We start from the raw sequence: 22,982 nt of genomic DNA on the forward strand, positions 1-22,982 counted from the left end.
TTTCGAAGCTCGAGAACTATTACTATGCACGCTTACCTCCTGTAATCCCTAACGGGCGCTTCACGGTGAGGGATGGTTGGGAACTGTCGCCATGCTCCGGAACTGAAGGTGTTGTGGCGTGGACCATGGAGCCTTCGCATGGCCCACACCACAACACCCTGCAACTTAGGCGTCCTGGTTCTGTCGACGTCGGTTCATTAGTACGAACCCCGCAGCAACAGCCACCGCGGCAACACCAGCTGCGATGAGCATGACCTGACCCGCGGCACCCGTCAGCGGCAGCTCGGGCACACCCTGCTGCGTGTTCACGATGTCAACATTGTCCGAGACCGTCGTCTCACCAATCTTCACCGTCACCGCAGTGAACGGGTCAGCCGGCAGCACGTAGCCTGCAGGAGCCGCTACTTCCTTGAGGACATAGCAGCGCTGCTGCGCATCAATGACCGGGTTCACGCTATCGCTCACGAACAGGCCAGGAATCGAGATAATACCAGTCCCCGCGGAAGTGAACTGCGTCTCACCATTGGCAACAACCGGGTCGCCGGCAGCTTCCGCTGCCGAGCAGTCGGCAGCGTACGGGTCAACAGCGTTGTACACCTCGAACACCGCACCATTCAGGCGGCCCTCGTTACCCGAGGTGCCAGCGGCACGCTTCTGCACCTCAAGGCTGCCCCAGTGCGTTTCGACCTCATTCGACAGAACCGGAGGGTTCGTGCTCGGGTCAAAGCCCGGGTTGTTCGGCCGCAGTTCAGCCTCGTTGGTGATCGTACCGTTCCCAAGCGTCGTCACCGTACCCGCGAACACGACCTGGATTTTCTTCCCAGCCTGAGCGTTCGGGCTCTGATTCAGCCAAGCGAGCCCCGCAGCGGTGAAGTTCATCGTGATCTGCTGACCATCAACAGTGAGCGTGTAGTAGCTCGCATCAAGCGGGCTACCGTCCACCGTGACAGTCATATCCGCCGGCGCTACCGGCGTAAGACGACTATCCAGGGTGTCGCGAATCGCGAACCCGGTCCAATCCTCACCAGTGGTCGGGATCGGAACCGTCACAGGGAACTTCACAACCGACCCGAGACCAGTGTCCTGCTGCTCCTCGATCGTCTTCTCGATCGTTCCTTCACCGTTCTTCGGGTAGGCGTGCACGTCGTACACCCAGCCGTTCTCGTGCGGCATCGGAATAGTCACGATGAACGGAGACGCGGAATCGATGATCTGTGCGGGAGCCGACGTCTCGCACACCTGGTACACGCCGATCGGAAGGGCAACGTTCGCTGCACCATTCGCATCAGCAGTCGGCATCGCCTGCCCGGCACCAAGCGTGTACCCGGCAGGTGCCGTGCACCCATCACCGGGCGTAAGGTCTCCCAAGGCGTCCCAATTCGCCGGCACAGACAGGTCAACTGGCTGCCCATCCTTCAGCAGCGGGTACACCGTGAACACCACACCCTCAACGGGATCCGTGAAATCACCCGCAGCAGGAGCCTCACTAATATCACCGTCAGAGCCGTTGACCTGATGCAGGTACTTATGCACCGTCAACGAGCCTTCCCGGCCAAAGCCGATGTTACCGTAGTTCTGCGGCGCAGCAAACGCGGCAGAACTCGCGCCCACCATGGCCGTCATACCGACAGCCCCGACCATCGCGGCAACGCGCCGCATCGTTTTCCGTTCAGCCACCCGAACGTCTCCTTTCGTAGCCGCAGGAGACCCAAAGCCCCTGACGCCATAACACGCCACCAACCGAACTACAGCGTTCATAAATATTACTGAATTGGCCTGGTTTGAGTTCCGACCGGTTTTCCTGTCAACCTGTCGGTGACAGAAGTTCCTCGGCCTCAGTATAGTAGGCCTGCTCGACCTCGATCGGGGTACGCATATCGAGCTCCCCGTGAAGGCGCTCATGGTTCCACCACCACACGTATTCGAGGGTCGCGAGTTCGACCTGCTCAACCGTCCGCCAGGGGCCCTGCTGTCGGATCAGTTCGGTCTTGTAGAGGTTGTTGACCGCCTCAGCCATGGCATTGTCAAAACTGTCGCCGACCGTCCCGGTCGAGGGCACTGCTCCGAGTTCCGCAATGCGATCCGTATAGACCATGGCGGTGTAATTCGACCCGTGATCGGCGTGATGGATCAGGCCATCGAGCCTGCCGCCCGATTGCCACGCAGCCATATCGAGTGCCTGCATCGGCAGAACCTCAGATTTCAGCGTCGCAGCGACATTCCAGCCCACGATTCTGCGCGAGTACACGTCAGTGACGAACGCGACATAGGCGAACCCAGACCAGGTGGCGACGTAGGTCACGTCGCACACCCAGAGCTTGCGCGGCCCGTCAGCGGCGAATCTCCGGTTGACGAGATCGGCAGGCAGTGCCGCCGTTTTGTTAGGGCGTGTGGTGAACACGCGCTTTGATTTCCGTACCCCGCGCACGCCGGCGAGCCGCATCAGACGCTCGGTCTGGTCGCGGCCGATCTTCCACCCCTCACGCTTCAGCAGGGCATGCATCTTCCGGCGCCCGTACACGCCATAGTGCTTCGCGTGGAGCCGCCGGATCTCAGGGAGGAGCAACTCGTCGCGCAGCTGCCTGGCTGAGGCCGACCGGGCTTTCGCGGCCCGGTATCCGCGGGAGGTGAGGAACCCACGAACTGCCGCACGCAGCGTACGACAGAGGAACTCGACCCCGAAACGATCACGGTACTCGTCGATGAATCTGATCATTTCGTTCGTGGCCGGTCGAGTTCCTTCGCGAAAAACACGCTCGCGGCTTTGAGTACCTCGTTGGCCTTACGGAGCTCGCTCACCTCGCGGCGTAACCGCCGGTTCTCCTGGGCCATATCGATCGAGGTGCCAGGCTTCGCGCCGGTATCGATGTCGTAGCGGCGCTGCCACACGCGCAGCGTCTCCGGGCTCACTCCGAGGAGCCCACCGACGTGTCGGCAGGCCGCGGTCAGCGACTCGTGCTCGGGACGGGCTTCGGCGAGCATCCGAAGTGCGCGCTGGCGAAGTTCAGGGTCATATTTGCTTGGCATCGTAGTTCCATCCTTGTATAAAGATCGGAACTCAAACCAGGCCAATTCAAGCCAGCAGTGGTGAGGGGGTATGCCTGATGCTCGATGAGACTGAGCTCGGTGAGCGTTGCGCCGCGGTGATGAAGGATGCACGCCAGGAGTGGATGCGCCTTCGAAACCTGCAGCGGCACATCGACGGGAAGGTGCTCAGGACGTGGATGCCGGACGGCGCGGACGCGGAGTACAAGGATCTGCTGGACAAGTCAGGCGGTCCGTGGCTTGGGTTCTCGCGCGACGCGATCGCGCAGGGCTGCCGAATCAACGGCTACGCGAACGAGGACATCTGGAATCGCGTGTGGCGGGCCAACGGGATGGATGGCCGGCAGGGCGTGTCCACGAAGGAAGCGGTGGGGCTCGGCAAGAGCTTCCTGATGCTGCTGCCCGCTGATGGTGATCAGGGTGTCGTGATGCGCCCGATGTCGGCGCACAACACCTTCGCCGTGTACGCAGACCCGTGGGACGATTTCCCCGAGTTCGTGCTCTACCGCGTGGGTGCTACGAAGCAGGGTCCGACGTTCTGGAACTCGCAGTGGTATGCCTTCGACAGCGAAGGCAGCTACCGGTTCGACGGGTCGCCGTCGACGCCGCAGAATCTCCGCCCTACCCCGCATGGTCTCGACTTCGCACCAGTGGTTCGGATCTCGAACTCGCTCGCGTCGGAGGGCGAACCGCAGTCGAGCGTGGAGCCGGGGATCCCGATCTACAAGCGCATCGTCGACGCGACCTTCGCGCTGCAGATGATCCAGAGATACGGCGCGTTCCCTCAGAAGTGGGGTGCCGGTGGGACGCTCGGCGAAGTGCGGGTCGCGATCGACTCTCTGATCCACGCTCCTGGTGAGGCCGGTGAGACGGTCCGGTTCGGCACGTTCGAGGCGGCAGACCCTACGAAGATGGTCGCCGCGCTCGAAGCGCATGTGAAGCATCTCGCGGCTGTGCTGCAGGTGCCTCCGCACTACCTGCTGGGCGCCGTGGTGAACATGAGCGCTGAGGGCATCGCGGCTGCGGAGTCGGGCTATCACCGGAACATCGGTGACCGGCGCGACGCGCTCGGCGAAGGGTACGAGCTCGCGCTGCGAACCGGGGCACGGATTCTTGGCGAGTCGGCTGCGGCGAGCGCTCTGACCGATCAGGTGTCCTGGGCGAATGTGCAGTCGTGGTCGCTGGCGCAGGTGTCGGATGCGATCTCGAAGCTCGACGTCGTCGGCGCAGATCTGGGGCGGCTGTTCCAGATGCTGCCGGGTTGGTCGAGGCAGGACGCTCTTGAGTCCGCCGGGAGCGCCAAGGACAAGAAGATGCTCAGGATTGCGGCATCCTCGTCCAGCCAGCCAGCCAGCCAGGCGCTGAGCTGAGCGGCGCCACCAAGGACCAGGCTGACGCCCTCGGCTCGCTCATCCGTGCCGGTGTCGCACCGGAGGATGCAGCACGCCGTGTCGGTCTCACTGGGCTGCAGTTCACCGGGGCGACCCCGGTCGCGCTGCGGCTCCCCGAATGAACCTACCCACGCTCGTGGGGATGCAGGATACGGCACCTGCTCGAACATGCCGGCGAAGGAGAACCACCCATCATGTCCACCGAGAACCAGCCTGCGAATGAGAACCCGGCCGGCGACGAGCCGACAGGCGGCGGCAAGCCGGAATACACGCCCCCGGCATCGCAGGAAGAACTCGACCGCATCGTCGAATCGCGTCTCGCACGCGAACGGTCGAAGTACGCCGACTACGACGCCCTCAAGAAGAAGGCAGCCGACCACGACGCGTACCTCGATTCGCAGAAAGACGAGCACCAGAAGGCGCTCGACCAGACGAAGGCCGACACCGAGAGCGCGGTCGCACAGCGATACCTCTCGAAGCTCGTCTCCTCGGAGGTGAAGGCGATCGCGTCGGCGCTGGGGTTCAACGACCCGTCGGATGCGCTCGCTGTCATCGACGCGGAGAAGCTGCCCGTGAAGGACGACGAGCCCGACACCGAGGCGATCAAGGCCGCGGTCGAGAAGCTCGCGACCGACAAGCCGTACCTCGTGAAGGCGGGGAGCGCTCGTCCCGCGACGCGCCCGCGTCCGAAGCAGGGTGAGCGGCAGGAGTCGGGCCCCGCGAAGGGTCGCGCTGCGGCTGCGCTGCGTCAGCTCGGGGCATCCAGGAAGTCCTCCTGACCCACATCATCAACACCATTCAGGCCGTCCTCTCGGGCGGCCTTTCGCATTGAAAGGGGCCATTCATGGCTGACATCTCTCGCAACGACGTTGCGACTCTCATCCAGGAGGAATACTCGAACGTGTTCCTCGACGCCGCGGCGAGCTCGGAGGGCTCCGCGGCGATCCAGGCGTTCGGTACCGTGCCGCTGGGCACGAAGATCACGAACGCGCCCGTGCTCACGACCCTGCCCGACGCCTACTGGGTGTCGGAGTCGGCTACCGCGTCCGAGGGTGTGAAGCCGACCAGCGAGGCGACCTGGGGCAACAAGCGGTTCGTGGTCGAAGAGATCGCGGTCATCATCCCGGTGCATGAGGATGTGCTGGAGGACATGACCGAGGACGGTCTCGAGGAGCTCTCGAAGCTGGGCGGTCAGGCGATCGGTAAGAAGCTGGACCAGGCGGTTCTCTTCGGTACGCAGAAGCCGACGACCTGGACCGATCCGGCGCTGCTCGCGGCGGCGATCGCGGGCGGCAACGTGTTCCAGATCTCGAACACGCCGGGCGCCGACGACCTCGCGGGGTCGATCTTCCAGGCGGCCGGCGCGGTCGCGGACTCGGGCGCCGATCCGACGACGATCTTCTCCTCGTCGGGCCTCCGGTTCCGACTCGCGAACCTCCGCGCCTCGGACGGCACCGCGATCCTCTCCCGCACGATGGGAGACGCGGGCTCGTTCTCCGACTCGATCGCGGGCCTCGATGCCGCGTTCGTGAAGAACGGGGCCTGGGATCCGGCGCAGGCGACTGCGCTCGTCGCCGACAAGTCGCGTGTGAAGATCGGTCAGCGCCAGGACATCACCGTGAAGTTCCTTGATCAGGCCACCCTCGGTACCGGGGCGAACCAGATCAACCTCGCCGAGCGCGACATGGTGGCGCTGCGCTTCAAGGCGCGCTACGCCTACGCGCTCGGCAACACCATCACCGCCAATGGCACCTCCGCGCAGCCGGCGGGCGCCGTGACCCCGGCTGCGGCCGGTGGGGAGGGCTGACCCATGAAGCTCAAGCACGCACAGGGTCGCATCGTGGATGTGCCCGAGAACCTGGCTGAGGGCTACATCGCGCTCGGCTGGGAGAAGGTGTCCGGTTCGGTCGACGCCGCGGATCCGACCGAACCGTCGAAGTCGTGGAAGGTTGACGCGCTCAAGGCGTACGCCGCCGACCACGGCATCGACCTCGGGTCGGCGGCCAAGAAGGACGACATCCTCGCCGCGATCGAGGCGCACGAGACCAGCGGGAACGGTGACGAGGTGTCCGGTTCGGCCGACGTCTCGGAGCCGACCATCGCTGAGGACGAGTAGCAGGCGGGAGGGCGGAGACATGGACCTCACAAGAGCGAAGCTGGACCCGTTCCTCCCGACGCTCTCCACCGCCCAGTCCACGAAGGTGAACGCGTGGATCACCGTTCTCGGGCCACTGCTCAACCAGAGGTACGGGGAAGCGATCACGACAGATCTGGAGCCGGTGTTCGTGTCGGCGGCAGCAGATGCGGTCATTCGGCGCCTTGAACGTCCCCGTTCGGGGCGCTGCGAGAGCGTGTCGGACCCGCATCTATCGACCGTGATGCGCGCTTCCTGCTCGCAGCGTGGTTCCTGCCTGAGGAGCTCGCGCAGCTCGATGACCTCGTAGGCACAGGTGCGGGTGTGATCCGTTCGCACCGCACGCCCGCGCCGGACGAGCAACGCTTCGGCAATCGCTACCGCCCGGAGGTGCCCGATGAGCTTCCCAACTGGTGAGCAGGTCGTGCGCCTCCGGCGCCGCGAACTCCTAGACGACTACTCCGGCACGGTGACCCTCGGCGCCTGGGACACCCCCGACGAGTTGCCGCTCGAAGGCGCGTACGTTGCATCGTCGTCGACGTCCGCTCGGCGAGATGCGGCCCGGAACGAACTGCTCGAAGAGAAGAGCCTGTATCTGGGCAGCCCTGACGCGGATGTGCAAGCACAGGATCGGGTCCGCGCTCAGGGCGTGACCTATTCGATCGACGGCATGCCCTCCGCTGATGTGAATCCGTGGACGGGCTGGCAGCCGATCCGGGAGATCCCATTGACGAGGGTGGTGGGGTGATGGAGTTCCAGAACGGCTACTTCGAGTCCCTGCTGCGATCGGCGCCAGTCCGCGCGGTCGTCGACGAGGCTACCGAGAGAGTCGCCGCGAAAGCACGGTCGACCGCTCCTGAGGACGGCGGCGACTACAAGCGCAAGATCGCGACCGGCGGCAAGATGCAGAAGCGTTACGTCGGCGTTGTGACGGCGAGCGCACGGCATTCCATGAAGGTCGAGGCCCGCACCGGGAATCTGGCGCGCGCGGTGAGGAGCTCAGGCCGTGGCCGGTGAACTCCTCGACCCAGACATCGAACGCTTCCTCACGGGAGAGATCCGCACCCGCCTTGCGGCACTTGCTGGCGCCGAGTTCCCCGCAGCGAAAGGGCACGTGTCGAATCGGCGCTGGACGCCACCCGCTGCCGCACCTGCCACACCGCCACCGGCGTGGCAGGTGATCGTCCGTGACGACGGCATCAACGACGTCGACATTTCGCTCGGTGACGCGGGCGTGGGAATCGTGTGCCTCGCAGGCTCTCAGGACAACCCGGGCCCGGCGATCCGGCTCGCGAAGCTCGTGAAAGCGATCGTCAAGGCCTCGCCGCGTCCTGGACCGTCGTCCCCTGTAGCCGCGGTCCTCGAGTTCCATGGCCCCTACCCGGTGCCGGAGGACTCGCAGTACGAGCAGCGCTACATGACGTGCTCGCTCGCGGTGGTATCGACACCGCTCTAGACCCACCGATCAACATCCATTTGCCCCTGGCGCTGCCGGGGGCTTTCTCATTGAAGGAGAAGAACCATGGCAGCAGATGCCGAAGGCAACGACATCGGTCTCGTCGGGATCCCCATCACGGGGTTTCTCGCATGGGCGCCGATCGGTACCGCAATCCCGGCGAAGTCGGAGGGTGCGGAGCTCGACCTCGAGCTCGCCGCCGCGTTCGCGAAGGTCGGCCTGATCAAGCAGGACGGCGGCTTCGACTGGACCGGTGAGGCGTCCGGCGACGCGATCGAGTTCTGGCAGGAGGGCTACTCGGTCCCCACCGGCCTCGCGAACGTCACCATCGCCGCGACTCTCGCCGAGCACAAGGCGAAGAACCAGGAACTCCTCTATGGCGAGGCTCCGGACGCCGACGGTGCCGCCGACATCGAAGAGGCGTCGAACGACAAGCGAGTCGTTCTGTTCTCGCATGAGGTGTTCAAGAGCGGCTGGATCCGTCGCCGGGCGATGCCGAACGTCGGCGTGCAGCTTGTGAAGCTCGACAAGTCCGAGCGCGGCAGCGTGCAGGGCCAGGCTGTCACGTTCAAGGTCGACCGATCGGGGGTGGTGGGTAACCGCCACTACCGGCAGTGGATCATCCCGCCGGCGCCGGTCACCCCGTAACAGGCCCCGGGGCAGCGCTCGGTGGGTGCGCTGCCCCGGCTACTCCCCTACCCACCATCCACCCACCACACGAAGGAACCCATCATGACCGAGAACTCCACCCCCGAGGCCATCGACGAGACTCCCGAGGCACTCGAGGAAGAACTGCTCAACGTCGACGAGTACGAGATCCCCGTCGTCGAGGACGACAGCGACGATCGCTTCCCCTGCTTCATCGCCGGGTCGACGCTGATCGTGCGCCTCGACGATCCCGGCGAGCTCCGGCTCCCCCTCAAGCTCTCGTACAACCAGATCCAGGACCTGAAGTCGCGAACGCAGTCCGATGCCGATGAGCTTGACCAGCTCCTCGTGCTGCTCGAGATCATCGGCGACGAGGAGATGGTCGAGACGTTGAAGGGCATCGACATGGCCGACGCGATTGCGGTCTCGCTGCTGTTCTTCCGCGCGTGGAAGCAGCGGACGCAGGTGTCGCTGGGAAAATTGCGGCGCTCGCCGCGACGGTAAAGACCTATCGCGCCGAGCTTGCCTTCGACTTCCGGCACGAGTTCGGGGTGCCCCTCTCTGATATCGGTGAGGGCATCCCGTGGCCGGAAGCGATCGACCTGATCGATGAGCTCGGAAACCACCCGGGCTCGCACTACTGGTCGGCCCTGAACGGCATGGCATCGCCGACGACGTACGGCGAGATCGCATCGATCCTCCACGCGACGCGAATGATCAACCTCTACCGACCGGACGGGGCGGAGCCGGTGCAGTTGCCGGGCCCGTTCCCTGAGCGTGCCTCGCCTGAGGCTGACGTCACCCCGGAGGAGCGCGACGAACTCGTGGAGTACGCACGCGCCACTGCACCGTTCTCGCTCGACGACTGAGAGGAGGCCGACTGTGGCGACTCAGGTAGGTGTCGGCGAGGTTGCGATCGTCCCGACGATCAAGGGGTTCCGCCGCGCGGTGGGCGCCGAGGTGGATGCCACCACGAAGGAAGCCAAGGGCGCCTTCGAGAAGGGATTCGCCTCGGCCGGCACCAAGGCGGGCACTGACTCGGGCAAGGGCTTCCACTCTGCATTCGGTGGGGAGACGAAGAAGACCGTCGAGCAGCTCACGAAGAGCATGCGCGCCGATGTCGCGAAGGCCGCACGCGAAGTGTCGCAGGCACGGCTCAAGGAGCAGGACGCCGCGGGCAAGGTCCGTGTTGCGGAGGCTCAGCTTGCGGAGACCGGCAAGAAGTACGCCGCGGATTCCTCTCAGGTGGTCCGCGCGGAGGAGCGGCTGCAGGCTGCGCAGCGCACCCTCGCCGCCAGGCAAGACGATACGAAGTCGGCAACCGACAAGCTCAGCACGGCACAGACTCGGCTCGCGGATGCGACCGATAAGGCCGAACGGGAGTTGAAGCAGGTCGAGGACGCCGCAGACGGTGCTCAGGACGGCTTCGGAGACCTCTCCCGCTCCGCGGATCGAGCCGGCACCGAACTCGGCTCTGTGGGCGATTCTGGCGGCAAGAAGTTCTCGGGCGGTATCGCGGCCGGAATCGGTAAGGCCGCTCCCGTCATCCTCGCAGCCGTCGCGGCGCTCGGCATCGGGTCGATGGTGAGCAACGCGATCGACACCGCAGTGTCGTCGGTCATCACCTATGTGAAGGATTCGGTCAGCGCCGCGTCGAGCCTCGAGCAGTCGATGGGCGCAGTCGACGCGATCTTCAAGGAGAACGCGGAGACCATCAAGACGTGGTCTGCAGAGTCTGCCCAATCTGTCGGCCTCTCGCAGGTCAAGTATCAGGAGTTCGCGACCGTCGTTGGCGCGCAGCTCAAGAACATGGGTCTCCCCATGGGCGACGTGATATCGCAGACCGGCAACCTCATCTCCCTCGGCGCCGATCTCTCCGCCCAATTCGGCGGACCGACTTCGGATGCTGTGGATGCTCTGTCGTCCGCGCTTCGTGGAGAGCGAGATCCAATCGAGCGCTATGGCGTTGCGATCAAGCAGGCCGACATCAACGCTCGCCTCGCCGCGAAAGGCCTGAACGAACTCGAAGGCGACGCTCTCAAGGCTGCAGAGGCCAACGAGACGCTCGCGATGATCTATGAGCAGACCGCGGATGCCTCGGGCACTTTCGCCCGCGAATCAGACACGCTCGCCGGCCAGCAGCAGCGTCTCACCGCTGAGTGGGAGAACGCGCAGGCGAAGCTCGGCACATCGCTCATGCCGACGCTGACGGAACTCGCGAAGATCGCGAACGACGAGCTCGTGCCCGTCCTGAACGATGTCATCGATCAGGTAGGCCCCGAGCTCGGAGCCGCAGTCAAGGAGGCGGCGCCTTCCCTGATCGAGCTTGCGAACGCGGTCGCCGAGAACCTCCCGAAGTGGATCGAGCTCGGAACCGATGCGCTACCGGTCATCGTCGATGCCCTCGAAACAATCACTCCGATCCTCGTGGATGTCGCGAACGCGTGGGGCGTCTGGGGTGAGCAGATCAGTGCTCTGCTGGGCTGGCTGTCGGGCGACTCGAGCCTGTCTGAGACTGCTGAGAAGCTCGGCGGGATCGCGGGCTCATCGGAATCGGTGCTCGATGCGATCTCCGATCTGATCATCTGGTTCAACGATTTCTCGGTCGTCGTGGCGGAGACCGTCGGCCCCGTGATCGCGTGGCTGTCGGAGAAGTGGACCGAAGTGAAGTCCGGACTCGAATCAGTCCGGCAGTTCTTCGCTGATATCTGGCAACAGATCGGCCTCGCCCTCGGCGGCGCTCTCAAGTTCATCGTCGGCCTGATCACCGGCAACATGGATCTAGCCAAGCAGGGGCTCGACCAATTCCTCGGCGCAGCCCGGAGCATCTGGCAGAACGTCTCTGGCGCCTTCCGGTCCGGGGTCGAGTCGGCGGTGAGCTTCGTGACCGGTCTCCCCGGCCGGATCGTCTCCGCTCTGAGCGGTGCTGGATCGTGGCTCGTCTCGGTGGGTCGGGATATGGTGCAAGGCTTGATCAACGGCGTGAACGACATGGTCTCAAACGCCGTGCGCGCTGTCACCAATCTCGGCAGCTCCATGGTGAGCAAGGTGAAGTCGTTCCTCGGTATCGCCTCCCCGTCGAAGGTGTTCAAGCAGCTCGGCGTGTGGACTGGCGAAGGCCTCGCAATCGGGCTCGACAGCCAGCGATCGAAGGTTGAAGCGTCGAGCGAGGGGCTCGCGTCCACGCTTGCTGACGCCTTCTCCGGCGGAAGCGGGAGCTCACTGCAGACGAGAGTGTCGGCCGTGATGGATCTTGCGCTCGGCGGCACCCGCCTCGCGGCAGCGGGAGGGGTCCCGGCGGCCGGGGGTGCCGGTGGTGCGTCCACGGTAGTGCAGATCACCGGCCCCGTGTACGGCAACCCCGAGCACGTGGCCGAGGAGATCGATAAGAAGCGTCGCCGGGCGGACGCTGTCTATGGGGTGGGAGGTATCCGATGATCCGTCACGAGCTGAGAATGCCACACCCCACCCAGGCGGCACGGTTCGTCGTGTGGGATCTCACAGAGGCCCGATATCGGATCGAGACCGCGGCTGGTGCCGTCGTCTCCTCCGGTGTCGGGCCTCGCGTTGCCACCGGCATCGAAGGCATGGGCGGGCCAGGGATCGACGTTTTCGCGCGTGAGACGCCTCGCGGGGCTGGGCGGGTGCGTACCGGCACCCGTCCCACCGCCCGTTCGGCGTTCCTTCCCGTCGCGTTCAGCCAAGCGGGCCAGGACTGGGTTGCCGTGCAGCGCCTGTTCTGGTCCTGCCTTTCCCCGGACCGGGAGTCGGCGTGGCGGGTGTACGCGCCCGATGGTTCGTGGCGTGAGCTGCTCGTCTTCCTAGACGAGAACGCTACGGTCTACGCTCACGATCCGACGCAGATCCGACAGGTTGTCGGCGTAGCGCTCACCGCCGACAACCCATTCTGGTTGGGCCCGGAGCAACTCGCGGTGATGGCCGTGCAGCCGTCCGTCGAACCGTTCTTCGGCACGTCGAATGCCGCACCCCCGTTCTACATCGTGCCGGGTGCTCAGGACGGTTCTACCGGGCTGACGGTGGCCGGTGATGTGGAGGCGTGGCCGACGCTCACGATCCTGGGTCCCGCGAGCGCTTTCAGCACGCAGCCGCTGTTCGTGGAGTCGGCTGTGTCGGCCGAGATCCCGGTGTCGGGGTCGGAGCAGCTCGTGATCGACTTCGATCCGACCGCGCAGGCGGCGATGCTGCGCGCGAAGGGTGCGACGAGCGGCGGCACCAACGTGACCGCGCAGCTGACCGGGCGCGCGTTCTTCCCGATCGCGCCGACGTTCGAGCCTGACGTGCAGGTGGTGCTGCTCACACTGGCAGGCGCGGGCGAGGCGCGACTGACGTACCGGCCGAAGTACTGGAGGGCGATCTGATGGCACTGCTCAACGACAGCTTGGAGATCCGGCTGTGCTCTCCCGACTATCAGGAGGACTGGGGTGTGCTCGGTGACCCGATGCATGTGGTGCTCACGAAGATCCGCTCGTCGGCTGACGTGCTGGAGATCGGGGTGGATGCGGACTCGCCGCAGCGCGAGCTGCTGATGCGGGAGATGTGCGGCGTCGTCGTGCGGTTCCGTGGCCGGTGCGAGTTCATCGGGCACGTGTACCGGCGTGCCGGAGGGGTCCGGCCCGACGCCCCGATCACGGTGTACGCGCGCAGCGAGGACGAGGTATTCGATCAGACGCTCGCGTGGGTGATGCCGACGCCGGCGGTCTTCTCGGGATCCTGGGCCGGCCTGTACTCCTCGTCGAAGATCGAGGCGGAGGCCGAGAAGGACACGGCCCAGTCGTTCCCGGATCCGTTCATGGACCCCGGTCACTACATGTGGGTGTGGCCCTACACGGACTCGACGACTTGGACGTTCCGCCGCAAGCCGGCGGTCGTGGGTGAGCTGATCGCCCCGATGCTCGTGTCGAATCTGAAGCGGGTCGGCTACCGGCGCGGCACGTTGTGGAGCGTGCATCCCTCGACCCCGGCAGGGGATGGCCTGATCGAAGGTGCGGGCATCTACCTGCCGAGCGCCTTCGGAGCGCCGTATCAGGTCGTCGACGCCGCACGGTGGGGCTCCCCAACAGAGGCCGTACCGTGGGCGTTCGGGTTCGATGGGTTCTCGCCACGTTTCCAGACGCTGCGCGAGGTGATGGCGGCTTTTCAGACGTGGGCGGACCAGCACAACAATAGTTTCAACGTGGTCGCATCCGGGGAGATCGGGGGCGGCGCCTACAACGTGCGCGTCGGCTACGAAGCTTGCCCCGACCCGTACCCGGTGCCGCTGTCCGTCGCAGCTGGAACCGTCATCGACGGCGCCTGGTCGATGGCCGAGCACACTGCGTCGCGAGTCATCCTCGGTGGTCCTGGCGAGCAGGAAGCGCGGCTCTTCCAAGAGCGCCAGCAGCTCGACAGAGAGCAGCACGGCCGCGTCATCGAGGTCTTCAAGGACGCCACCGGAGCCAAGCTTCTGGCCCTCAACCAGGAAGGCTACGAGGATTTCCCTCGGTTCTACTTCGTGGACCCTGCCGTCCCGCAGGGGTACAAGAACCGCGCCAGGGCGTACTTCGATCAGCAGGGTGCCCGGTATCTCGCTGAGGCGGCGCCGGAGACCGAGGTGTCGGTCGAGCTGCAGGAGACGAGCGAGATCTACTACGGCGGCGAGTCCGGCTATGTCCTGGGTCAGATCGTCTCGATCGACTTGGGGTGGATGGTGCTGCGCAAGCGCGTCGAGAAGGTCACCATTGCTCTCTCCCGCGATTCGGGTCTCACGGTCACCCCGCAGGTCGGGTCCGAGGTGGCGTCCTCGGATGAAGTGCAGGCGCGCGCACTGCGGGCGGTCGCCGATCGCCAGCGCAGAGACAACTCAAGCAGATAGGAGAGCCAGATGGCTATGACAATCGCGGGCTTCCAAGGCACCGTCTCGGAGACGCAGTGGGCGCAGATCATGACCGCCGTGGCCCAGAAGTACGTGCTCACCTCCGGGGATCCGGTGCGCTCGTCCGGGCGGACCCTGCTCATCGACCCCCGAGCATCGGTCGGGGCCGGGGTACTGGTCGCGACCGACACCATCACCTCGGTCGCGGTCCCGGCACCTACGACGGGGCAGTGGCATCTGCTGGTGCTGCGCCGCACCTGGGGCGCAGCACGGTCGGCGCAGTACCTGCTGATCCCGGGCGCGACCGGCCCGAACTCAGCGCAGACCGCCCCGCCCTCGACATTGCCCGCCGGCCGGAATCGCTCGGTCGGTGTCGTCGATGACGAGCCGGTGGCCTGGGTGTACGCCCGATCCGGGACGACCGAGCTGCAACTCTGGCAGATGAGCGCGAAGCCCGCTGGCGTGATCCCCGGCCCCTGGGCCTTCTGGGACGCAGCCGAACAGGGGCCGCTCTCTCGCGCTGGCATCATGACGAATCCGGCGGCAGCGTGGAATGCGACCTTCGGTGAGATCAGGCTGCGCGTCGTGAACTACGACGTGCCGGTTGAGATCGACCCCACCCGCGAAAAACTGCAGGTCACACCCCTCAACACGGGCAATGGATATGGGTTCTTCAGCGTGGCCTCGATCGCAGCTTCGTCAGGCGGAACGACTCGGGTCAACGGCCGCTACATGCAGATCGGGTCAGCCGTTGAACGGGCGGTCACGATCCTGTGGCGCGTAGTGCCCCTCAACCGGTAGGTGAACTTCACGCGGCACTACCCGATCCCATCGAGAGCCCCGCTGAGTAGCGGGGCTCTTCGCATTCGAGGAAGGAACCGTATGGCAACCGCAACAGATCTGGCGGCCTACGTGCAGCGCGTCCGCTACCAGTGGATCGACGTCGACCGGGTGTTCGGCGCGCAGTGCTGGGACCAGTGGTCGCACTACGCGACGAACTTCCTCGGCGTTCCGTCGTGGCCGACATACACGAACGCCGGCGGCACCGGCCCGCACGCGGGCTGGGCCTGCAACGTCTGGCACCACTTCGACCGCTCCGGCCTCGGGCAGTGGTTCGAGAAGATCCCCGCCGGCCAACCCTTCCGCCCGGGCGACGTCGTGATCTGGGAGCTCGGGTCGGTCTGGTACCCGCTCTCGCACATCGCGACCCTGCTCGAGGTGCTCGCGAACGGGATGCTGCGCTGCCTCACCCAGAACCCGGGCGCGGTGCAGATCGCAGACCTCATCCCGCGGGGTGTGCTCGGCGCGCTCCGCCCGAAGGCGCTCACCGTGGGCGCCTTCCACACCTCCAAGACGCCGGCGCTCGCCGCGTCTCAGAAGGCCGCGGCGCTCGCGCGTGCGCGACGACGAAAGGACGACCCCATGCATCTCATTGTTCTGACCACTGGCGCCCGGCAGGACGGCTCTCCCGCATACGCGATCTACCGCCCCGGCGTGAAGGGCTCCTGGGAGGAGTACGACAAGAACGGCGCCCGCAAGCAGTACGCGAACGCACTCGCGAGCCAGTTCGGACAGCCGATGGAAGTCACCGTGGAGCGCTGGCTCGAGCTCAAGGAGAAGTACGCGTGAGCCCGATCGCGACCGCGCTCGCCGCAGCTGGGTTCGCGCTGCTCGTGCTCGCGGCGCTCACTGCGATCGTGTGGGCGCGCGAGCACGGCGCACAGCCTGCCCGCGCCGTGGCGGGGTGGGTGCGGGCGCGCTGGCTGCGCCTCGTCCCCGAACCTCGCTACGCGTCCACGGTGTACGCCTGCGCTTACGCCCTGTTCGTCGCGACGGGGGTGGTGACGCTCGCGTGGCCGCCGCAATCGCTCGAGGGCGTGTTCGGGGCCGGCGGCATGACCGTCGTTGGCCTGATGTTCCTCGTCGGTGGTGCGCTCGGCATGCTCGCGGGCTGGCGGGAATGGTGGGAGCTCGAGCGGTGGGCGATCGTCGCGATGGTCGCCGGTCTCGCCGCGTACGCGTACATCGTGATCGTGCTCCACTTCCAGTCCACCGGGTCGCGACTCACCCAGGCCGGTGTGATCCTCATCGCCTCCTGCGTGCTCGCGCTCCGTCTCGGGATGATCTGGCGGTACCCGTTCAAGCCGAGGGGGTAGCCGGTGGGAATCATCGACAGCCCCGACAAGCTCTGGTACACCCTCGCGGGCGCCCTCCTCGTGTGGCTCGGCCGCATCCTCGCCAACCGCATCCAACAGTCCACCGAGCAGCGCCGCCAGCAAGTCGACGCGCACGCCGCGGCGCTCACTGAGAACCGCAAACTCAAGGAGAGCCTGCACGCGCACCGCGTCGAGATGCTCAAGACCGGCACCTGGACCCAAGACACCCTGCCCCCCTTCATGAAGGAGTAACCCCATGACCACCCAGACCAAGACCGATCGCAAGAACCAGGACCGGCGCACGATCATGGCCGCCCTGATCGCCGTGCTCGTCGCCCGCCTCGTCGCACAGATCCCCGCGCTGGCCGCCGCGCTCGCGTGGGTCGACGGCGTGATCGCGGAGGCCGGCATCGTGTCGGTGCCGGCACTCGCGCTGCTGCAGGCGCTCGTGATCGCGCTCGTGATCCTCGCTTACCAGAGGCTCGCGCAGTGGCTCGGCGATCGCTGGCCGGCCGTTGAACGCATCATGCTCGGATCCGATGCGCGCCCGCACTACGTGCCCCGCTACGCCGTCGACTGACGCTGGTTACGTTGGCTGTCATATTCTGCCAACCGCACCAGTTCTGTCAGAATATGACAGCAATTGAAACGCGACCCCGCTGCTCTTCGGAGCGGCGGGGTCGCGTTTCTGCGTTTCACGCAAGGCTGTGCCACAGCCTTGGAGTTGGAGGATTCCAGGAGGTGTGTAATACATTGTGATATTATCACTCGCATGGACACACCCTTGCATGAGCGGGTGCGACTGGCACTCGCACCCATCGCCGGAACCCTGGCCAAGATCAGCGAAGATGCTGTAACGACCGCCGAATCTGCCGCCTCAGTGCTTGAGATCCCTCACACCGACCATTATCAGCCGACTCGCGTGCATATGGCTCGTGCCCGCATGCACAAGCGCCTGTGCGGTGTGGATCTGGGGCCATGGGCGCTGGATCTAGGGCAGCGCAACAATACGCCGATCCACCTGCGCACCGAAGGCCTCGCGCTTCGATTCCTGCACACTTCGGGAGTCGTACCGGCCCCGGGTACGAACCTTGCGCGGCAGTACTGGTATTCGAATCAAGGCCTGTTCGATGATGAGGCACTGGTGGCTCGCAGTGTTGAGATGCTTCTCCTGCTCTGGACCGCGGACTTCGCGGCCGGTACGGCTTTCATGCGTGTTGTGCATCCAGTCGGGACCTGGAAGTACGGCGAAAAGGCCCAGACGGACCTCTCGATTCCGCTCAATGATCTCGAGTTCTTTGAGGATGGCGGGTTCGATACGCGCGACGACGAGGAGGATCTGGTTATGCCCAGTAAGCGTGAAGCGGCTGAGGAAACGCAGGAAGGGGCCGGCAGTGTTTCTGCCTGAGCGCCTCATTTCCGCTCGCGCACTCACCGGGGTGACTCAGACTGCGCTCGCGGAGACGGCTGGCGTAGCGCAATCGATGGTCTCGATGGTGGAGAAGCATCAGCGAGATTTCACGGAGCAGCTCGCGGTGGCATTCTCTTCGGCGTTGGCACTTCCGCTCGAGTACTTCACGGTAACTCCGCGTTCAATTCCCCGCGATAGCTTGCATTATCGCAAGCAGTCGGGCGCGCGGGTGTCTGATACGGCGCGCGTCCATGAGCTCTTCTCGGAGGCGTTCCGAGTCACAGAATCGCTGCTTGATGGCTCTGGTTATCCCCGCCAGCAGCTACTGGCAGTTCAGGATGATGCTGAACTGCTCGATGTAGCCCGCATCGATGAACTTGCGCAGCAGACTCGTGAGATTCTGGGAATCGCTGCAGACGCTCCGATCTCCAATGTCACACGTGCGCTTGAGCGTGCAGGGGTGGCGGTGGCGACTATGAATGGCCATGATGACGGCTTCGTCAAGCACTCTGGGGTCTCTTGGTCCGCAGGTCGCGGCGAGGCCGCCCTGATCGGTGTGATGCAGGTTCGAGGAGACCGCGATCGATTCACGCTTGCGCATGAACTCGGGCATCTCGTGTTGCACAGCTTCCGGCGTTCCTCAGACCCGGAGCGTGAAGCTAACCTGTTCGCTGGCGCGTTCCTGATCCCTGCCCCGCAGGTTCGAGAGCATGTCGCCCACGATGCGACGTTAGTAGATTTGCGCCGGGTGAAGGCCACTTGGGGGCTTTCGATTCAGGCGATCTTGATGCGAGCCCAGGCGGTCGAGCAAATTGACGCAGCCCGGTCGCAGACACTGTGGAAACAGCTTTCTGCGAGGGGTTGGCGAAAGAACGAGCCGGTCGAGGTGGGCGCGGAGTCACCCCGCTTGCTCTTCAGGCTTTTGCAGGAGCGCTATGGCCCATCACCTTACAGTGCGCCCGAGATCGAAAATGAGATGGCACTCCCTGTGATGATGCTTCGTTCGCTCGCACCGTCTCCATCGACGCGTAAGCCTTCCTCGAGCACGCCACGCCCAGTCGCCCAACTCCCCTGGGCGGGTCACGGCTAGCTCTTACTGAGTACGGTTGCCCGCCGACGCTGACTCTACGCACTGCGCCCCCGCACCCTTGCTCTCACGAGCTCGAGTGCGGGGGCGCTTTCGATGTTCAGCGTTACTCCGTTGTTCCCCCCTCAGCCACTAGTGAACCAGCATCTGCTCGAACAGGCATGACGGTGCCAAGCTGAGGTACTGGCATGAAGGCACTCATCAGCCAAACCTTCGCTTCGAACACTCCTTTTCGAACTTCTTCGACGAGCCCCAGTTCTTTGAGTTTGCCCAGGTCGCGGGAAAGCGTTCGCTGATGCTGTTTGGCGTACTCGCGCGCGTGCCAAGCTGTAATGATCTCCAACTGATCGCGCGTGTACTCGACATCCTCATCCATCGAAAGCAGCAAGTCACGTCGCCGCTTAGCAATTCGGTTCTGAGGTTCGTTCCGGAAGCGTTCGTGAACATAGTTGACCCATGCCACCAGGCGCTGTTGATGCTGGACGGCTTCTACCTGCGCACGGAGTTCATCACGAAAGCCCTGAGCGCTATATGCGACGAATCCCACCACATCTCCATGGATTGAGGCTTCACTGAGCCTGGTGTAGTAACGAGACTTGGTTCGGTTGTAGAAGTCTGAAAGCACGTTTGCGCTCACCCACGGCACCAATCCGGAGGTAGCGAGAATAGCGCACTCAATAAGCCGCGAGGTCCTACCATTGCCGTCTCCGAACGGGTGGATCCAAGCGACATAGAGATGCGCAAGAACTGCGGCAAGGAACACAAAATAGAATCGGTTCTCTGGCTGCTCCTGCTTAGCGGCGTCATCGAGAATGGCGTTAAGCCAGTCACAGAGCTTCTGCATAAGGAACTCGACATCTTCTGTGGGCGCACCTCTATAGAGCCCTACCCCTACGTTCACGTCGCGAAATTCACCCGGGACTACATGGTCTTCAAGTTCCATGTCGGCCATGAGCATGGCGTGGATACTCTTGATCCACTCTGGAGTTAAGCGGAAATCGCCGTCGACCGAAGCAGCAGTCTCTCTCACTGATTCTAGAGCTGCCATGACATTGAGAACTTCCTGCTCCAAGTACTCGCGCGACGGCGGCTGCGTCTTGCCTCGTTCGAGCAGCTTGTCGACTTCTTCTTGGGTAAGAGTGTTTCCCTCGATCTGTGCCGAGGCAAGGGCCCCACGGCGCAGATAAATTACTGATAGATGATCTGCTGTGCCTGGCATGAGAGGCGTGCCGATGAGGTGCATTGACTTGGAGTAGCACTCGCCAAGTTGGGCCCAAATTAGCGGCGGAAGATCGCGATTGTCGAACTTAAATGTTAACCAAGGGTGACTATCAGCGTATGCGCGATGCGTTGTCTCCATTGGGTCACACTACTAATGCTAGTTCAAATTGTCCAACCCAATGTCACAACTCCAGGCACATTAGCCCAGTCTCAGTCAGCGCGGATCTGCGCCTACATCCGCCACTATCCAAAAGAGCGATGGCATCTTGCCAATGGGGCCGTTGTGAGCTCGTGCGAGATCCCCTCTGACGCGCGCTGCACCTTCGCTACCAGCGCAGCGTCGCCGGGCTGCTCGGGATCAAGCCAGTCGCCGTGCTCGTCGCGTGGGAGAACGAGCGGCATCCGCGGCCAGTACTCGGCCGCTTCGCTGCCGGTGGGGGCGTCGCGGGTGACCATCGAGTACGTTGTGAGTTCACCGTCGTCGGTGGTGACGGTGGAGGTGACCGCGGCGATCCCGAACTGCTCGCCGTCTGGCAGCGCGAAGCGCCCTTTCTTCTCGACGTACCAGCTCGCCGGCAGCAGCGCGCGGCGCTGGAACGGCTTCTTCCACGAGCGCAACAGCCGGTCGTCGCGAGAGTTGAACGCGGAGAACTTCACCGGCCCGCTGCCGTCAAGCCAGAGCCACCACCACCCGAACACGAGCTCACGATCACCGTCCTCGGCCGCGCGGATGATGGGGTTCAGGTTGCGGGCCTTCGATCCGGTGATCGCGGCCCTGCCGTCGCGGCCCTGTGCCCACTCCGCGATCGCGCGCTCGGACTCGCGCTGGTCCAGTGGGCGGAGCGGATTGCGCGGTTCCTCCCCGTCGTGGAGGTAGCCGCCAAGTCCGTAGCTGTTGCACATGCGCACAGGCTACGCCGCCGCGCCGCCCGCGGACACCCCCTCGCGCCCCACGAGGGCGATGGGCTACTCCGAGCGCGACTCCTGATCCGCGGCAGCGCTCGCCGCCGCGATGATGCGGCTCACCTGCATGCGGGAGAGGCGCACGGCCGCGGCGATCGCTGTCTGGGGGATCTTGGCGGCGTGGGCGTCGAGGATCGCGGCGTCGCGGGCGGCGTGGGCCTGCTCGAGGCGGTCGGCGGCGGCTGTGAGGGCGCGGGCGTGGTTGGTCATCGTCGGCCTCGGATCGCGTAGATGAGCGCGGCCACAGCAATCACCGCGGCGGCGATGGAGATGATGAGGGTGAGGGTGAGGGTCTGCATGAGGGGCTCCTGGTGGACGTAGGATGGAGGGGTAGGGCCCCGAGTATCTAACGGCTACTCGGGGCCCTTCTCTGTCAGTCGCGGTTGCGCCGGTTGCGCTTCGCGGTCTGCCAGAGGATGAGGGCGGTGATGAGGTTGACCAGTGCGGTGAAGAACCCGATGATCTCCATGTTTCCCCCCCCCTCTCTGTCGGGGTATCTCCCCGACGTCTCTAGTGTAACATCATGTGGCACAATTGTGCAACATGATGTTACGCGGCGGGGGCCGATCCGATCACGACAGGCTGCGCCCCTCGACGGGTTTGTGTCGCTGATCCCAGGATCGCCACGTCACCGCGGCAGCCATCTGCACGCTCGGGAAGTACCCGACGAGGGCGCGTACGTCGGGATCCTCGTCGCCGGTCACCGAGCGCCAGAGCAGCGCGGACGGGCGCCCGATTCGCACCCGGCGGATGATCGCGACCCGGATCGAGCCGTCGTACATCCACGCCTCTTCATCGCTGACGCGCGTCAGCGTCATCATCGGACTCCACGGCATCCCACCCATGCGGGCGAGAGTAGCCGCGACCCCCGACATCAGACCCGCCGCACGCTGAGCATCTGCCACCCCTCGGGCACCGCGGCCCGCAACTCGGCATAGCTGGGTGCCTCGATCTCCTGCACCTCGTCGCGCCGCGCATAGGTGCCGGTCGCAGTGATCGCGGTCTTGCCCTTCTGCATCGCGACCGGTGCCGACACCAGATCGAACCCTGCCGGCCGCGCCTTCTCAAGCTCGGCCTGTACCGCTTCGAGACCCTCACCTGCCACATCGACAGAAAGGGTCTCGACACGGCGAATAGAGGCAGTCAGCATGAAAACCAGGCTATCGCGATCGCCGGCCTCACGGAGTGTGGGCAAAATGTGGGCAAAGGCCCAAAAACGCAGGCCTCCCAGAAACAGATGAGCCCCCGACTTCCCAGTGTTTCCTAGGGGAGTCGGGGGCTTCTATCTGTTGTTCATTTGGCGGAGACGGGGGGATTTGAACCCCCGGTCAGGTTTTAGCCCGACCCTTCATTAGCAGTGAAGTCCGTTCGGCCGCTCCGGCACGTCTCCATACGCGAACAACGTCATCCATTCTAACCGGACGATGCGGCCCACGGGAAATCGCCCGGTTTCCGCGCGCCCAACCGCGAAGGGAGGGGATCAGCAGGGGCAGCGCGAGCCGGACGCAGAGAAAGAAAGAGAGTAGAGAGAGCGAGAGAGCGAGAGAGCGAGAGAGCGAGAGAGCGAGAGAGCGAGAGAGCGAGAGAGCGAGAGAGCG

The 22,982-nt window shown here is 64.6% G+C and carries 27 protein-coding genes and 1 tRNA gene; 20 read left to right on the forward strand and 8 right to left on the reverse strand.

The window, feature by feature from the left end; translation table 11 throughout:
* Positions 1–165: 165 nt before the first annotated feature.
* Together Leucomu_RS13135 and Leucomu_RS13140 are read right to left on the reverse strand one after the other, a co-directional pair.
* On the reverse strand, positions 166–1,677 hold the full coding sequence (locus Leucomu_RS13135) for a SpaH/EbpB family LPXTG-anchored major pilin (RefSeq protein ID WP_164884538.1): 1,512 nt from the start codon (positions 1,675–1,677) through the stop codon (positions 166–168).
* Positions 1,678–1,804: 127 nt separating this feature from the next.
* A protein-coding gene (locus tag Leucomu_RS13140; protein ID WP_128387751.1) for an IS3 family transposase occupies positions 1,805–3,027 on the reverse strand; the annotation gives its coding sequence in 2 pieces (ribosomal slippage) (positions 1,805–2,742 and positions 2,742–3,027; 1,224 coding nt in all).
* Positions 3,028–3,104: 77 nt separating this feature from the next.
* On the opposite strand from Leucomu_RS13140, the gene Leucomu_RS13145 reads away from it, so the two are divergent.
* From Leucomu_RS13145 to Leucomu_RS13235, 20 genes are all read left to right on the forward strand, one after another.
* Positions 3,105–4,415, forward strand: a complete 1,311-nt coding sequence (locus Leucomu_RS13145) for a phage portal protein (protein ID WP_128387213.1) — start codon at positions 3,105–3,107, stop codon at positions 4,413–4,415.
* 215 nt (positions 4,416–4,630) lie between these two features.
* Positions 4,631–5,215, forward strand: coding sequence for a hypothetical protein (locus tag Leucomu_RS13150; RefSeq protein WP_128387214.1), 585 nt, complete (start codon positions 4,631–4,633; stop codon positions 5,213–5,215).
* A 65-nt stretch (positions 5,216–5,280) separates the two neighbouring features.
* On the forward strand, positions 5,281–6,243 hold the full coding sequence (locus Leucomu_RS13155; protein ID WP_128387215.1) for a phage major capsid protein: 963 nt from the start codon (positions 5,281–5,283) through the stop codon (positions 6,241–6,243).
* Between the two features lie 3 nt (positions 6,244–6,246).
* Positions 6,247–6,552 (forward strand): hypothetical protein, encoded by a 306-nt coding sequence (locus tag Leucomu_RS13160; protein ID WP_128387216.1) that lies wholly within the window; start codon positions 6,247–6,249, stop codon positions 6,550–6,552.
* A gap of 415 nt (positions 6,553–6,967) precedes the next feature.
* Complete coding sequence (locus tag Leucomu_RS13165) at positions 6,968–7,318, forward strand: hypothetical protein (RefSeq protein ID WP_128387218.1); 351 nt, start codon at positions 6,968–6,970, stop codon at positions 7,316–7,318.
* Positions 7,318–7,587, forward strand: a complete 270-nt coding sequence (locus Leucomu_RS13170; RefSeq protein WP_128387219.1) for an HK97 gp10 family phage protein — start codon at positions 7,318–7,320, stop codon at positions 7,585–7,587. The genes Leucomu_RS13165 and Leucomu_RS13170 overlap by 1 nt, the downstream gene beginning before the upstream one ends.
* A complete protein-coding gene (locus tag Leucomu_RS13175; RefSeq protein WP_128387220.1) occupies positions 7,577–8,026 on the forward strand; it encodes a hypothetical protein in 450 nt (149 codons plus the stop codon). Before Leucomu_RS13170 ends, Leucomu_RS13175 begins: the two co-directional genes overlap by 11 nt.
* Positions 8,027–8,092: 66 nt before the next feature.
* Complete coding sequence (locus Leucomu_RS13180) at positions 8,093–8,674, forward strand: hypothetical protein (protein ID WP_128387221.1); 582 nt, start codon at positions 8,093–8,095, stop codon at positions 8,672–8,674.
* A gap of 84 nt (positions 8,675–8,758) precedes the next feature.
* Complete coding sequence (locus Leucomu_RS13185) at positions 8,759–9,178, forward strand: hypothetical protein (RefSeq protein ID WP_128387222.1); 420 nt, start codon at positions 8,759–8,761, stop codon at positions 9,176–9,178.
* The gene (locus Leucomu_RS13190; protein WP_128387223.1) at positions 9,121–9,543 is read left to right on the forward strand and encodes a hypothetical protein; all 423 of its coding nucleotides are present in this window, start codon (positions 9,121–9,123) and stop codon (positions 9,541–9,543) included. Before Leucomu_RS13185 ends, Leucomu_RS13190 begins: the two co-directional genes overlap by 58 nt.
* Positions 9,544–9,556: 13 nt before the next feature.
* On the forward strand, positions 9,557–12,112 hold the full coding sequence (locus tag Leucomu_RS13195) for a phage tail protein (protein WP_128387224.1): 2,556 nt from the start codon (positions 9,557–9,559) through the stop codon (positions 12,110–12,112).
* A complete protein-coding gene (locus Leucomu_RS13200) occupies positions 12,109–13,053 on the forward strand; it encodes a hypothetical protein (protein WP_128387225.1) in 945 nt (314 codons plus the stop codon). The genes Leucomu_RS13195 and Leucomu_RS13200 overlap by 4 nt, the downstream gene beginning before the upstream one ends.
* Positions 13,053–14,546 (forward strand): Gp37-like protein, encoded by a 1,494-nt coding sequence (locus Leucomu_RS13205; protein WP_128387226.1) that lies wholly within the window; start codon positions 13,053–13,055, stop codon positions 14,544–14,546. The genes Leucomu_RS13200 and Leucomu_RS13205 overlap by 1 nt, the downstream gene beginning before the upstream one ends.
* 9 nt (positions 14,547–14,555) lie before the next feature.
* Entirely contained in the window at positions 14,556–15,347 is a 792-nt protein-coding gene (locus tag Leucomu_RS13210; protein ID WP_128387227.1) for a hypothetical protein, read from the forward strand.
* 81 nt (positions 15,348–15,428) lie between these two features.
* The gene (locus Leucomu_RS13215) at positions 15,429–16,175 is read left to right on the forward strand and encodes a hypothetical protein (RefSeq protein WP_128387228.1); all 747 of its coding nucleotides are present in this window, start codon (positions 15,429–15,431) and stop codon (positions 16,173–16,175) included.
* Complete coding sequence (locus Leucomu_RS13220; protein ID WP_128387229.1) at positions 16,172–16,702, forward strand: hypothetical protein; 531 nt, start codon at positions 16,172–16,174, stop codon at positions 16,700–16,702. The genes Leucomu_RS13215 and Leucomu_RS13220 overlap by 4 nt, the downstream gene beginning before the upstream one ends.
* Positions 16,703–16,705: 3 nt before the next feature.
* Positions 16,706–16,954 (forward strand): hypothetical protein, encoded by a 249-nt coding sequence (locus tag Leucomu_RS13225; RefSeq protein ID WP_017883455.1) that lies wholly within the window; start codon positions 16,706–16,708, stop codon positions 16,952–16,954.
* Positions 16,955–16,958: 4 nt separating this feature from the next.
* Positions 16,959–17,282 (forward strand): hypothetical protein, encoded by a 324-nt coding sequence (locus Leucomu_RS13230; RefSeq protein WP_128387230.1) that lies wholly within the window; start codon positions 16,959–16,961, stop codon positions 17,280–17,282.
* A 192-nt stretch (positions 17,283–17,474) separates the two neighbouring features.
* Positions 17,475–18,110 (forward strand): hypothetical protein, encoded by a 636-nt coding sequence (locus Leucomu_RS15230; RefSeq protein ID WP_164884540.1) that lies wholly within the window; start codon positions 17,475–17,477, stop codon positions 18,108–18,110.
* Positions 18,097–19,203, forward strand: coding sequence for a helix-turn-helix domain-containing protein (locus tag Leucomu_RS13235; protein WP_164884541.1), 1,107 nt, complete (start codon positions 18,097–18,099; stop codon positions 19,201–19,203). Before Leucomu_RS15230 ends, Leucomu_RS13235 begins: the two co-directional genes overlap by 14 nt.
* A 103-nt stretch (positions 19,204–19,306) precedes the next feature.
* On the opposite strand, the gene Leucomu_RS13240 is transcribed toward Leucomu_RS13235, so the two are convergent.
* The 6 genes from Leucomu_RS13240 to Leucomu_RS13265 all read right to left on the reverse strand — a co-directional run bounded on the left by Leucomu_RS13240 (position 19,307) and on the right by Leucomu_RS13265 (position 22,774).
* Entirely contained in the window at positions 19,307–20,560 is a 1,254-nt protein-coding gene (locus Leucomu_RS13240; protein ID WP_128387232.1) for a Fic family protein, read from the reverse strand.
* A 104-nt stretch (positions 20,561–20,664) separates the two neighbouring features.
* The gene (locus tag Leucomu_RS13245; protein WP_128386389.1) at positions 20,665–21,324 is read right to left on the reverse strand and encodes an SOS response-associated peptidase family protein; all 660 of its coding nucleotides are present in this window, start codon (positions 21,322–21,324) and stop codon (positions 20,665–20,667) included.
* Positions 21,325–21,387: 63 nt separating this feature from the next.
* On the reverse strand, positions 21,388–21,594 hold the full coding sequence (locus Leucomu_RS13250) for a hypothetical protein (RefSeq protein ID WP_128386390.1): 207 nt from the start codon (positions 21,592–21,594) through the stop codon (positions 21,388–21,390).
* A gap of 362 nt (positions 21,595–21,956) precedes the next feature.
* Complete coding sequence (locus Leucomu_RS13255; protein ID WP_128387233.1) at positions 21,957–22,202, reverse strand: hypothetical protein; 246 nt, start codon at positions 22,200–22,202, stop codon at positions 21,957–21,959.
* 56 nt (positions 22,203–22,258) lie between these two features.
* Positions 22,259–22,534, reverse strand: coding sequence for a hypothetical protein (locus Leucomu_RS13260; protein WP_128387497.1), 276 nt, complete (start codon positions 22,532–22,534; stop codon positions 22,259–22,261).
* Positions 22,535–22,682: 148 nt separating this feature from the next.
* Positions 22,683–22,774: transfer RNA gene (locus tag Leucomu_RS13265), tRNA-Ser, on the reverse strand.
* Positions 22,775–22,982: the final 208 nt, after the last annotated feature.

Source organism: Leucobacter muris (assembly GCF_004028235.1).
GTDB lineage: Bacteria > Actinomycetota > Actinomycetes > Actinomycetales > Microbacteriaceae > Leucobacter > Leucobacter muris.